Annotated in this window: 12 protein-coding genes; 4 read left to right on the forward strand and 8 right to left on the reverse strand. The window is 46.7% G+C overall.

What is annotated here, in order from left to right:
* From VCHENC03_RS09210 to VCHENC03_RS09195, 4 genes are all read right to left on the reverse strand, one after another.
* Positions 1 to 495: a peptidylprolyl isomerase gene (locus VCHENC03_RS09210; protein WP_009706712.1), complete on the reverse strand. Its 495-nt coding sequence runs from the start codon at positions 493 to 495 to the stop codon at positions 1 to 3.
* A 122-nt stretch (positions 496 to 617) separates the two neighbouring features.
* A complete protein-coding gene (locus VCHENC03_RS09205) occupies positions 618 to 2,279 on the reverse strand; it encodes a methyl-accepting chemotaxis protein (protein WP_032802828.1) in 1,662 nt (553 codons plus the stop codon).
* Between the two features lie 175 nt (positions 2,280 to 2,454).
* Positions 2,455 to 2,841, reverse strand: coding sequence for a thiol-disulfide oxidoreductase DCC family protein (locus VCHENC03_RS09200; RefSeq protein WP_009706714.1), 387 nt, complete (start codon positions 2,839 to 2,841; stop codon positions 2,455 to 2,457).
* A gap of 41 nt (positions 2,842 to 2,882) precedes the next feature.
* Positions 2,883 to 3,656, reverse strand: coding sequence for a DUF4344 domain-containing metallopeptidase (locus VCHENC03_RS09195; RefSeq protein WP_009706715.1), 774 nt, complete (start codon positions 3,654 to 3,656; stop codon positions 2,883 to 2,885).
* Positions 3,657 to 3,854: 198 nt separating this feature from the next.
* Between VCHENC03_RS09195 and VCHENC03_RS09190 the strand changes: the two genes are divergently transcribed.
* Positions 3,855 to 4,487, forward strand: a complete 633-nt coding sequence (locus VCHENC03_RS09190; RefSeq protein ID WP_009706716.1) for a CatB-related O-acetyltransferase — start codon at positions 3,855 to 3,857, stop codon at positions 4,485 to 4,487.
* A gap of 561 nt (positions 4,488 to 5,048) precedes the next feature.
* Complete coding sequence (gene gltS, locus VCHENC03_RS09185) at positions 5,049 to 6,284, forward strand: sodium/glutamate symporter (RefSeq protein ID WP_005443440.1); 1,236 nt, start codon at positions 5,049 to 5,051, stop codon at positions 6,282 to 6,284.
* 90 nt (positions 6,285 to 6,374) lie between these two features.
* Here gltS (VCHENC03_RS09185) and VCHENC03_RS09180 read toward each other — a convergent pair whose 3' ends face one another.
* The 4 genes from VCHENC03_RS09180 to VCHENC03_RS09165 all read right to left on the reverse strand — a co-directional run bounded on the left by VCHENC03_RS09180 (position 6,375) and on the right by VCHENC03_RS09165 (position 9,151).
* Positions 6,375 to 6,893, reverse strand: coding sequence for an RNA methyltransferase (locus VCHENC03_RS09180; protein ID WP_009706718.1), 519 nt, complete (start codon positions 6,891 to 6,893; stop codon positions 6,375 to 6,377).
* 202 nt (positions 6,894 to 7,095) lie between these two features.
* Positions 7,096 to 7,926: a membrane protein gene (locus VCHENC03_RS09175; RefSeq protein ID WP_009706719.1), complete on the reverse strand. Its 831-nt coding sequence runs from the start codon at positions 7,924 to 7,926 to the stop codon at positions 7,096 to 7,098.
* Positions 7,926 to 8,783, reverse strand: a complete 858-nt coding sequence (locus VCHENC03_RS09170) for an ABC transporter ATP-binding protein (protein WP_009706720.1) — start codon at positions 8,781 to 8,783, stop codon at positions 7,926 to 7,928. The genes VCHENC03_RS09175 and VCHENC03_RS09170 overlap by 1 nt, the downstream gene beginning before the upstream one ends.
* The gene (locus VCHENC03_RS09165) at positions 8,780 to 9,151 is read right to left on the reverse strand and encodes a GntR family transcriptional regulator (RefSeq protein ID WP_009706721.1); all 372 of its coding nucleotides are present in this window, start codon (positions 9,149 to 9,151) and stop codon (positions 8,780 to 8,782) included. The genes VCHENC03_RS09170 and VCHENC03_RS09165 overlap by 4 nt, the downstream gene beginning before the upstream one ends.
* 447 nt (positions 9,152 to 9,598) lie before the next feature.
* On the opposite strand from VCHENC03_RS09165, the gene gltS (VCHENC03_RS09160) reads away from it, so the two are divergent.
* The gene (gltS, locus tag VCHENC03_RS09160; RefSeq protein ID WP_005448891.1) at positions 9,599 to 10,825 is read left to right on the forward strand and encodes a sodium/glutamate symporter; all 1,227 of its coding nucleotides are present in this window, start codon (positions 9,599 to 9,601) and stop codon (positions 10,823 to 10,825) included.
* A gap of 120 nt (positions 10,826 to 10,945) precedes the next feature.
* On the forward strand, positions 10,946 to 12,268 hold the full coding sequence (locus VCHENC03_RS09155; RefSeq protein ID WP_009706722.1) for an IS4 family transposase: 1,323 nt from the start codon (positions 10,946 to 10,948) through the stop codon (positions 12,266 to 12,268).
* Positions 12,269 to 12,520: the final 252 nt, after the last annotated feature.

Raw genomic sequence — 12,520 nt, forward strand, 5'->3', positions numbered from 1 at the left:
TTATTCGCTGACTGTCACTTTCTCAATAATGATTGGATCGCATGGCACATCATCGTGACCAAGCTTAGAGGTCGTTTTCACTTGCGCGATGCGGTTTACGACATCCATACCCGCAGTCACTTTACCAAACACGGCGTAGCCCCAGCCTAGGTTGGTAGTTGCGGTGTGCTCTAGGAAATCATTGTCTTCCAAGTTAATGAAGAACTGTGCCGTTGCAGAGTGCGGAGCATCGGTACGCGCCATTGCGATAGTGCCAACAAGATTCTTTAGACCACGGTTTGCTTCGTTCGCAATCGGGGCGCGTGTTGGCTTTTCTGCCATGTCTTCGGTATGACCGCCACCTTGGATCATAAAGCCGTCGATAACGCGGTGGAAAATGGTGCCGTTGTAGAAGCCATCTTCACAGTATTTTTTGAAGTTCTTTGAGCTAACTGGCGCTCGTTCTAGGTTCAGTTCAATCTCGATGTCACCGAAATTGGTGGTCATGATAATCATCTGGTTTTGCCCTTGTAGGTGCTAAGTTGGCGGCATTATAGCTAAGTCGTATGAGGATAGCAGAAATAAAAACAGCGACGTTTTGGCGTCGCTGTTTGCATAGTAAATGGGCGAGGAAAGCGTTAAACCGTAAAGCGACCGACCAAGTCGTACAGCTCGTTAGCTTTGTGGTTTAGGTTGCCACTACCTGCGCGGTTCTGATTCGCAAGGTGCGCCGATTGGCTGCTTTGTTGAGAGATCACCTCAATACGTTGTGAAATCTCTTGCCCAACTTGGCTTTGCTCTTCGGTTGCCGTTGCGATCAAGGTGTTCATGTCCATGATGTTAGCAATTGCGGCTTGGATTTCTTGCAGTGCGGCAGAGGCAGCTCGTGCTTCCTCAACCGTTGCTTCACCACGCGCTTGGCTTGAACCCATGGCTTTCACTGCCGCATCCGAGCCAGACTTCAACTGCTCAATCATTTGGTGAATTTCGCCTGTGCTGTCTTGAGTGCGACTCGCCAGTTTACGGACCTCATCGGCAACGACTGCGAAGCCTCGACCTTGTTCGCCTGCACGGGCTGCTTCAATGGCTGCGTTCAGTGCCAATAGGTTGGTTTGTTCGGCGATGTCTTGAATCACTTCTAGCGAAGAAGAGATGTTTTGTACATCGCTCTCTAAACGAGAAATCACTGTGCTGGCTTCCGATACTTCTAGAGCGAGCGCTTCGACAGAGTTTGCTGCCGAATCAACAATGTGTTTCGCTTGCTGTGAATTTTCATCAGCGTCTTTGGCGGATTGCGCCGCTTGGTTAGCGTTGCTGGAAATCTCGTGCGCCGTTGCTGTCATCTCGGTCATTGCCGCAGCGACCTGTTCGGTCTCTTCACGTTGACCTGAAGCCAATTCGTCCACTTGCGACGCTCGCTGTGACATGTCGTTGGTCTCTGAAACCACTTCTTGCCCAACATGGCTAACACTCTTGATGATGCCTTGCAGGCTTTCAACGAAGATATTGAAGTTACGGCTCAGCTGGGTGAATTCAGGTACGCTTGATTCTTCCATCCGCGCGGTTAAGTCTGCATCGCCTTGCGCGAAAGAGTGGATTGAGGCATCAAACTGCTCAATAGGCTTCATGATGCTGCGGTTAACAAACACAGCGAAGACCGCGACGATAGCAGCAATCGAAACACAGAACAGAGCAATTGCCGTCAGTGTGGTGTTGAGAGCCTGATGCGCGGCTTCTTCCATGTTTGCCACAATCGCGTCGATATCGTCAGTGTAGAAGCCCGTACCCAACATCAAATCCCATTCAGGAATAAAGACTGAGTAGCTCAGTTTCGGTAGTGCTTCGCTCTGACCGAGTTTCGGGAAGTAATAAGTCGTGAACTCACCAGTTTTGGAATTTTTGATCAAATCCTGAATCAGGTAATTGCCTTTCTTGTCCTGCAAGTTATAGAAGTTCTCTCCGATGCCTTTGGTGTTTTTACCCACCACGACACGTACGCCTTTTGAATCGTAGCCAAAGATGTAGCCGGATTGACCGAACTCCAGCTGTTTCAAGATAGGCAGGGCTTCTTCAAGCGAGGCATTTTGAGCGAGCAGTGGCTCGACGGCGGAGCGCGCCATTTGGACGTAGTTTTTGAGCTCGGCTTTTTTCATCTCCATCATTTGACTTCGAGTCTGCTCAATCTCGTGTTCGTTGTAGGCTGTGGTTTGTAGATAGGTGAACCACATCATGCCTATTGCCATGGTTAGAATTGGAATTATTGAAAGGATATATAGTCGTTTTCTGATCGTCAGATTCATAGAGACGTCCTTCTCTCGGCGCAGCGTTACAAGTGACAAGCCGAATAAGCTTGCCTGATAAAATTATTAATACTTATTGTTGTAATGCTTAGAGATTAACCGAGTTAATCAATCAGAAGTACTGGAAGTTTATAAATTTAGACTAAGGTCGTAGCATTTTTAAGCAGGATCACAATTAACGTGAACACGAACCGTTATTGCAGCGAGAAGTGCCCGTTAACCAGTAGGAGACGCGGTAACGGTTTTTGGCAAATTTGAGGTAAAGCCAGTCCGCAACAGGTTTGATAATGCGCCAACGCAATGGTGCATACAACCAACCGCGACCGACCAGTTGCCATGCACGATGAGTCACGTCCAACCCAAGTAGAAGTTCTCCCTTTTCGTTGAGGGCGTGCAAAATGGTGTTGGCTTGCTCCGGATCGATCTGCGGATAAGCGGCAAACGCCTCGCTGTAGATATCGACGGTTTTAATCTGCTGCTTGGCATCGCGTTGTTTTAGCGCCTTCATCTCTTTGGCGCACAAGGGACAAGTGCCATCGTAAAATACGGTCAGTTTGGTCATGATTGAGCTCATTATTGGTGGTTCTTATCCCTTTTACGCGATTATTTTTCTTTTAGTTCATTGTCTTGCAAGTAATGCAGCCAATTATCACGGATGTTGCCGTAATTGAATTGGCAGAACTCTTTGCGATCGCGTAAGTAATCTTTTTCTACTTCATCTAACAAGGCTTTGTATTGCTCTGGAGCGCTGCCGTAGACCAGACAAAGGGTAGAGAAGTAACGCTGTAGATCGAAACTGTGCTCGTCAATGTACTCGCCAAAATCGTAGTAGTCCGGTCTGTCGTCGGATTCGAATGCGAACATGTCTGCAGCACTGATCGCCACATCGGCACCGTCATCGACGTAATCAATCAACAAAATGGTCGCGAAGTTGTCGACCGCATCTTCCTCTTTACCCAGTACCGGAATGTTTTGATCGGCAATGTAAGCGTGTCCGGCTTCGTGCAATAGCGTGTGCAGCAAAGTATCGAGCGCGCCCGTTTTCGGTGATTTACCGTAACGTTCTTGGTATTTGTTGTTGGTGAAGTAGTTGAATGATTCCAGATAGAAGGTATAGGGAATATGGATGGTGTGGGTTTCTGGATCATAAAGCGGACCGTCTTCGCCACCGTAGGTCAGTGTGAGTGGGTTATCAAACGGGAAGTAATCATCAGAAAGCTGGACAAAGATGTCGTTCACTTCACTGCTTTCAATCACTTGCGCAGCAAAGCGATCGTCGGCAGTTTCCGCAGGGCGGTATTCGATTTTAATGTTTTCGCTCGCAGACGCTGTGGCAGCAAACAGCAGCAGAGAGGCAAAGGCAGGGTGACTTTTCATTTTCGGAATCTTGTTATTTGTTTGGTTTGCTTGAAAATTATACATGCTTTTTATAGTGTGCGCGCTGGAGGACACATTCATGAATAATCCATTACTACTGCAACCCCGCATCCAATAGGCGTCGTTGACTGAGAACGCAGCAACAACGCCACGAGAAATCGTTCCGTGGCATACATTTACTCTATTGAGGTAATTGCCATGAAAAAACATTGGTCTAAATTTCAGTGCCTGCACCAAGTGGTGCAAAACCAAAACATCCACATCAAAGGCACCCACAGTTATTACAGCGATTGTTGGGATAACGGCTTTGAAGATTCAGTCGTGCGTTATCTGCATGGCGATGAAGTCAGTAAAGCGTGGCAGCCGAGGTGGGAAGTCGATCAGCTCTATATCGGTGATTACGTTTGTATCGCGGCTGAAGCGGTGATTTTGATGGGCGGCAACCACAATCACAGGACGGACTGGTTCTGTCTGTATCCGTTCCTTGATGACATCGAACAATCTTACCAAGGCAAAGGCAATACCGTGATTGGTGATGCGGCTTGGATTGGCATGCGCGCGATGATCATGCCTGGCGTCACCATTGGGGAAGGCGCAGTGATTGCTGCAAACAGCGTCGTGACTAAAGATGTCCCACCTTACACCGTGGTGGCAGGATCTCCGGCAAAGCCCGTTAAGCTTCGCTTCGAGCAAGACATCATTGATAAGTTGCTCGCCCTGCAAATCTACACGTGGGATGAAGCCAAGTTCGAGGCGCTTCGCGCTTTCATCTGCAGTAATGATATTGAACAGTTGATCATTGCAGAGGCAAACTATGAAAGTGGCGAATAGCACTGAAATGAGGAAAATTTTCAGCGATATGTTATAATCTCGCTCCGTTGTAACGAGAACACTTGTTGCAAGCTTGAGAATTTCCCGGGATTCGGCTCGTTCCAAACACCATGAGTCAGAGTTTTTGAACTACGATGGGATACAAGCAAACCCAGATGTTAGAGCGCCACCTCGGCGCTCTATTCGTTATGACGGGAAGGAACTTTGCTCGATAGTGATGATCACTTTCTGTTTAAGTAAGGGAGCCCGATAGCGGTTCAGAAAGTGTCACTCGGACAATACTCACAACATTATATCCATCTCCTGCAAGCAGTCATTTCTGGTTGTCTACGAAGAGGATAAGAAGGAGCTTAACAGGCTCCTTTTACATTTTAGGGCTTGCGAATAGCGCGTAAATCAGAACATCGCTTAACGACCGTCCCTTAAACTAGCCTAAGGCGCATTTAACACAACCTTTTGAGTATTTTCGAAAAAATATAGCGAGAAAATTTGCTATTGAGCGAAGGTTAAACTAACACTCAATCATTACGGAGGATGAAGAGAACAATAATAAGAGGCGATATGAATCATTTAATATCTGTAGGTGCACTGGAGTCCTTTTTGGTTGCGATCAGTGTGCTTTTCCTGGGGCATTTTATTAATGCTAAGCTACCGATCTTAAAGAAATTCAACATACCTGAGCCGATTGTGGGAGGCTTAATCGTCGCCTGCATCATTACTGCTCTTCATTTTAACGGTATCGATCTGGAATTCGATTTACCGTTGCAGAACACATTTATGCTGATGTTCTTTGCTACTGTTGGTTTGGCAGCAAACTACACTCAGTTGATGAAAGGGGGCGCGAAGGTATTCATCTTCTTAGCAGTCGCGTCGTTCTACATCATCATACAAAACGGTGTCGGTGTCTCATTAGCGGCGGCATTAGGGTTAGATCCACTGATGGGGCTTATCGCGGGTTCGATTACTCTGTCAGGTGGTCACGGCACGGGGGCGGCGTGGTCACAAACTTTCCAAGACGTTTACGGTTTGAATAACGTATTGGAAATCGCGATGGCGTCAGCAACATTCGGTTTGATCATTGGTGGTATCATCGGTAGTCCGGTTGCTCAGCGATTGATCGAAAAGAACAAGATCGAATCTGAGTATGGTCCTGGTGGCCGAGATGCCAAAACCCACGAAAAATTCCCAGAATTGGTGACGTACAACGAATACGAAGAAGACAAAGTAACCGCGAAAAAAGTGGTTGAGAAACTGTTCTTCCTATTGATCTGTGTAACAGGTGCTAAGTACGTAGAGCAATGGGTGAGCACTTACGAGATTAAATGGCTGATGATTCCAGACTTCGTTTATGCGTTGTTCATTGGTGTGATCATCACTAACTTCTTGGAAGTGACTAAAGTTCGTAAGTTAGATACAGAAACGGTCGATATGCTAGGTACGGTATCACTGTCTCTATTCTTAGCAATGGCATTGATGAGCCTAAAACTGTGGAACATTTTCGACCTAGCAATCCCATTCTTGGTGATTCTGGGCGTGCAGTCGGTGATTCTGGCTATCTTCACCTATTACGTAACGTTCAAGGTGATGGGTAGCAACTATGATGCTGCGGTTATCTCTGGTGGTCACTGTGGTTTTGGCTTGGGTGCAACCCCAACGGCGGTAATGAACATGGGTTCAATCGTTAACCGCTTTGGTCCGTCACCACAAGCGTTCATGGTTGTGCCGATTGTTGGTGCCTTCTTCATCGACATCGTTAACTTGATCATTCTACAAGGTTACATCTCGTTCCTTGGCTAGATAGATTAAGACGCCAAATAAAACAAAAGGTCACAGTATTGCTGTGACCTTTTTTGTATCTGGCGTTTGCCAACGACGAGTTGCGTTTGTCTAAACGCACGCTTTCATTTTCAAGCGGTTCTTATTGTCGCGATTAGCAAGCACTTGCTGGTGGTCATCAATTGTCCCCAGTGCTTTCGCCATGCGATCGTAAAGCACAACGTTCACCGTCGCGGCTAGGTTCATACAACCGTGAGTCGGGACGTACACCACGTGGTGCGCTTTATCGACCATCTCTTGCGGCAGTGAGCCGTCCTCCGGTCCAAACACATAAATCGCGTTCTCTGGGTGAGTGAAGTGCGGCAGTGCTGTTGCGCCGACCACTAACTCAACACAAACAATTTCCACATCGTCGGCAACATTAGCCGTAAGGTCTTCCATCTCCACTAATTGAATGCGTTCTTGTGAGTTTTGGGTGTCGGTCTGGAACTTTACTGCGCGGCTGTAGCGTGTGCCGTTGTAACGAACTTGCGCAGCGTCGTAGCAGCCTGCGGCTCGTAATACAGCGCCAACGTTGGTTGGACTCTTTGGGTTGTACAGTCCAATAATGGCTGTTGGCTTGGTGGTCATGGTTGGTGTTCTGCTTTTCAAAAATTCTAGATAACAGCGCTGGGCGCATTAAGCGAGGGATTATGAACTTAACCACGCAGAAGCGCTATCGCTATAGGCCGATTATTTTTGAGTTGAAGCAAACAGAGTGAAGATTGATGGTGTTGAAAATGAAAAAAGCGAGGACAGTACCTCGCTTTTTGTGTGGTTTCGCTTGTGCTTGTTAGTTCACGGTGCGGCTGAACTTGATGCTAGCCGTCCAAGCAAGCACACCAATGAAAGCGTAGACCCCAACGTTCATCAAACCTGCATCTGGAATCGCGCTGAACGGGTTTGGCGCAAGAATCGCGTGCAGTGGTAGATAGAAAATTGCTGAGAAGAAATCATCCAGACCATAGAAGTTGAACATCGCAATCGGCATCCAGCGCAGTGCGTAAATACCAATCAAGATGACCAACAAGGGGGAGTTCACTTTCTGTGAGATTGCCATTGCGGTTAGTGCGAGCGGCAATAACAACACCCCAGCTACCACCATTCGAAGCAAGAATTCAATCCAGTTCAGCAGCACGAAGCCCAGTGATGCTTGTCGATACAATAACGCCAGCTGGTGGTCGGTTGAAACATTCAACATCCACAGCATAAAGTCCGCAGCGAAAACCAATACCGAACACACCAATGGAATCACCAATAAACCAAACGTCAGCTTCACCAGATGGGTTTTTACGTCACTGACAGGCATACTGCGCCAAAACATGATACTGCCCTCTGAGCGCTCTTTACGCAGCGTTCTAGGGAAGTATTGAGTGCCAAGCAGGATAGACAATAAACCAATGCCACCTGTGATCAGCATGTTGACGTCATCGCCGAGTTCTTTGTGGATGTCACTGACATCACCACCAAGGCTCATTTGGAAGAACATATTGTGTTGCAGTGTCGAGCTGCTCATTAAGCTGACGAACAGCAGCACGCCACAGGCAAACATAAACAACGGCACGCGTGTAACCAATGGGTTTTCTAGCCATTCTTTACGCAACATCGCGACAATCGATTTCATTATGCTGCCTCCTTCTGCAATGCCAAGAACAGATCCGCAAGCTTGACGCCATACACATCACCTAGCCCTGCAACTTGTTCTGCGTATTGGGAAAGCAGCAACCATTTAGTCGTGCCTAGGCCTTTTTGCGATGACAGTGGTTTCAGCGCTTCGATTTGTGCGCGATGCTCATCACTGGCATCAAGAATGAAATAATCTTCGCTGATGTTGTCCATTGAGGTTTGCAGAACAGGTCGACCGTGTTTAAGGATCAGCACGTCCGTCAGTAGGTGTTCGATTTCCGATACTTCATGGCTCGCTATGATCAGTACACGCTCGCCATCGTGGAACCATTCCAGCAAATGACGGTAGAAGGTATCGCGATAAACCAAATCTAAGCCAAGCGTCGGCTCGTCCAGAATTAGAATCTGCGTATTGGTCGCGATGACGACAGCTAAGTGCAATTGCACCTTCATGCCTTTCGATAGGGATTTGATGCGTGCACGCGGCTTGATGTCGGTTTGACGAAGCATGGCATCGGCTTTGCTGCGATTGAAACCTGGGTGTACGCCCTCGGTGTAATCGAGCAGCTGAGCAACGGTCATCCAGTTTGGCAGAACGTTCACATCCGAGATGTAAGACAAGCTCTGCATGATTTTGTCGCGTTGCATGATTGGCTCAAAGCCGTTGATGCGAATGGTGCCCTGATATTCGTGTGCACCGAGTAGGGCGTTAATGAGAGTCGATTTACCTGCACCGTTATGACCTAGCAAGCCAAGCACTTGACCCGCTTGTAGATCAAAGCTCACGTCATGCAGCGCTTCACCCTGCTGACGATATTGCTTGGAGACGTGTTTTACACTGACTAATGCGCTCATTGGTCACCTTCAATATGTGTTTGGATTTGTTGGATAAATTCATCAAGAGACATATCCAGACGTTGTAATGTGTCGGCGATCTGCGGAATTTGTTGTTCAAGGAAACGGGCTTTTTCATCAGCAAGAAGCTGTTTTTTTGCACCTTGGGCGACAAACATGCCTTGCCCACGTTTCTTCTCAATCAATCCTTCATCAACCAATAACTGATAGCCCTTCATGACCGTCAGGTGGTTGATCTTCATATCCGCAGAGACACTGCGTACTGAAGGCAAAGCTTCGCCCTCTTGCCAGATGCCTTGCAATATTTGCTGGGTGATCTGGTCAGCCAACTGACGGAAAATCGGTTGGCGATCATGCCAATGCGTCATGATTGGTTTCCTTGGCTGAGTTGGTGTTATATATATGTATAACACCTTGGCGGTGGGATAGAAAGCGCCAATCTTCTTGCGCTGTTTTCTCAATCACTTTTGTTGATGAAAATTCGCCAAAGTTTGCACCAGAGTTTCACGCAAAACTTGCACGCAATCGCATACGTTTTTGCCCTTAAAAACTGGCAAAAAATTGTTCACTTCTCATAAGTTGAGAAGGGCAATAAAAACCAGAAAATTGTGCTACAAAACTTGGTGAAAAAGTGTGTTTTTTCATTGAGTGAGAATTGGGTGAATATCCGAGCTATTGCTTTCTTATTTAATGAGAATTTAGTGGGTTTGAACCCTAGAAAACCACACGTTCAGTAGGCACTCTGACCTGCCTAAATACCGCTCAACCTGCGAGTTGTTACTCAAAGGATGAGAAAAAGGAGGCAAAGAGGTTTTATGAATCAGGTCATTTCTGTCGGTCCACAAGAGTCGTTTCTCGTCGCTATTTGTGTGTTGTTCTTGGGACAATTCGTTAACGCTAAATTACCGATCTTAAAGAAATTCAATATTCCCGAGCCAATCGTGGGTGGTTTGATTGTCGCATGTGCGATCACCGCGATGCATTTCAATGGCGTGGATTTAGTTTTTGATTTACCGCTGCAAAACACTTTCATGTTGATGTTCTTCGCTACCGTTGGCTTGGCTGCGAATTACACCCAGTTGATTAAAGGCGGCGCTAAGGTGTTTATCTTCTTAGCTGTAGCATCGGTGTACATTCTTATCCAAAACGCGGTTGGTGTCTCTCTGGCAACGGCGCTTGGCTTAGACCCGCTAATGGGCTTGATTGCAGGTTCGATTACGCTGTCTGGCGGTCACGGTACGGGCGCAGCATGGTCACAAACCTTCCAAGACATGTACGGCTTGCACAACGTTTTAGAAGTGGCAATGGCATCCGCCACCTTTGGTTTGGTGATTGGTGGCATCATCGGCAGTCCTGTGGCGCAGCGTTTAATAGATAAGCACAACCTTGAATCTGAATATGGACGCACCAACCAAACTCACGAACGTTTCCCTGAATTGGTGACCTACAACGAGCACGAAGAAGACCGAGTGACCGCGAAGAAAGTGGTCGAAAGCTTGTCGATCATCCTGCTGTGTGTCACTGGTGCTGGCTACTTAGAAGGTTGGGTGAGCAGCTTTGGCATCAAATGGTTGATGATTCCAGATTTCGTTTACGCGCTGTTTATCGGTGTGGTGATCACCAACATCATGGAAGTGACCAAAGTTCGCAAAGTGGATGTTGAAACGGTCGATATTCTCGGTACGGTTTCGCTGTCTCTGTTCCTAGCGATGGCGCTAATGAGTCTAAAACTATGGAACATCTTCGACTTAGCAATCCCGTTCCTCATCATCCTAGCGGTGCAATCGGTGATTCTGGCGGTCTTCGCTTACTACGTAACGTTCCGTGTGATGGGCAGCAACTACGATGCAGCGGTTATCGCAAGTGGTCACTGTGGCTTTGGTCTGGGTGCAACCCCAACGGCAGTAATGAACATGGGCTCTATCGTTAACCGCTTTGGTCCATCACCACAAGCCTTTATGGTGGTGCCTATCGTTGGCGCGTTCTTTATCGATATCGTCAACCTAGTGATTCTGCAAGGCTGTATTTCTTTTATTAAGTAATCAGTCTCGCTCCACAAAACAAAAGCCAGTCCCGAGAGACTAATGCCGATCGGTTTAGAGACTTGAATGATCTTGGGATCATATGATAATCCCCACTAACAACGTTAGTGGGGATTTTTTATGTTTGCTCAAGAGTTGGTTTTGGCTCATGAAACGATAGAGGATGGTAAAAACTACGAGTCTGTAGTTAATGCCATTCAACTTGAATGGATAGAGCAAGCTTTGCTTGATACATCTAAAGCAAGTATTAGGAGACGACGTCTACCAGCGCAACAAGCGGTTTGGCTTGTTATTTGGATGGGACTGCAACGGAATAAATCAATTAAGGAAGTGTGTAGTTCTCTTGACTTAGCTCTTCAACCCGAACCTCAGAATACATGGTCTCGTGTTGCACCTAGTGTGCTAACTGACTCTAGGCGACGTTTAGATGAGGCACCTCTTGCCGCTTTGTTTAAAACCTCTGTGGCGGCTTGGGAAAGCGACGCACTAGTAAAAGATAAGGTGCTAGGGCTAAGCATCATGGCCGTGGATGGTACAACTTTTCGTTGTCAAGATTCAGAAGACAATGCGCAAGCATTTGGATTCATTTCTCAAAAACATAAACCTTACCCTCAACTTCGCTTGGTCGGCCTAATGGCGACCGAGACTCGCTTTATGGTGGGGGCTGCATTCGATGCTTGTCAGGTTGGCGAGGCAACGTTAGCTCGCAGATTATTAGCAGACGTGCCAGCCAACTCGCTAACATTGTTTGATCGTTGCTACTTTTCCGCCGACCTGTTGATATCGTGGAATGCAGCAGCCTCCAATAGTCACTGGCTAACCCCCGTAAAACGGAAATTAAGATATGAAGTCGTAGAGCACTTTGCTGAAAACGACATGCTTATTTCTATGCCTATCTCACCACAAGCTCAGCGTAATAACCCTAATTTACCGACTCATTGGCAGGCACGCCTCATCCTCTATAAAGACCCAAAAGGTGAAATTGAAGGCTTTATAACTTCCCTTGTTGACCCTGAGAAATACTCATTAGAAGATTTATTAGCTGTCTATTGGCAACGCTGGGAAATAGAAGAAGGTTACGGTGAGATAAAGCAAACTCAGCTACAAAGCGAGGTTACCTTGAGAAGTCGTTTTGCTGTTGGTGTTAGACAAGAGCTTTGGGGAATACTGCTAGCGTACAATTTGGTGCGCTTAGAGATGATTCATATTGCTCAAGACGCCGATGTAAGCCCAACTAGAGTTAGCTTTACAGCGGCAATAAACTTAATAGATACCCAGTTACGTTGGTTGGCACTTAGTCCTGATGGAACTCTACCGAGCAAACTCAAGCAAATGAGGGAGAGCATAAGTCACTTCATTTTACCGGATAAAAGAAAGGACCGAACGTATCCACGTTCAGTCCTTTTTGTCCCTACAAAATATCCATTTAGATATAAGCATTAATGCTTATCCGAACGGCATTAGTCCCGAGAGACTGGCTTTTGTTTATTTAAATTATGAAAGCCAAGTAAAATTTAGGCATTGTTAGTACAAGTAGTTTCAATTCGCTATATGCGCCCTCTTTTCAGGCTCTAGAATCTCGATAGTAAGTTACTTCTTACTTTACTTGATAGTTGAAGTAGTGTGGAGATTACTATCTACACAAGAGACTTACATTAAATCTCTTAATTCTGGCTTTTCCCGTCGTTAATCCAT

Source organism: Vibrio sp. HENC-03, from assembly GCF_000305755.2.
Lineage (GTDB): Bacteria > Pseudomonadota > Gammaproteobacteria > Enterobacterales > Vibrionaceae > Vibrio > Vibrio owensii.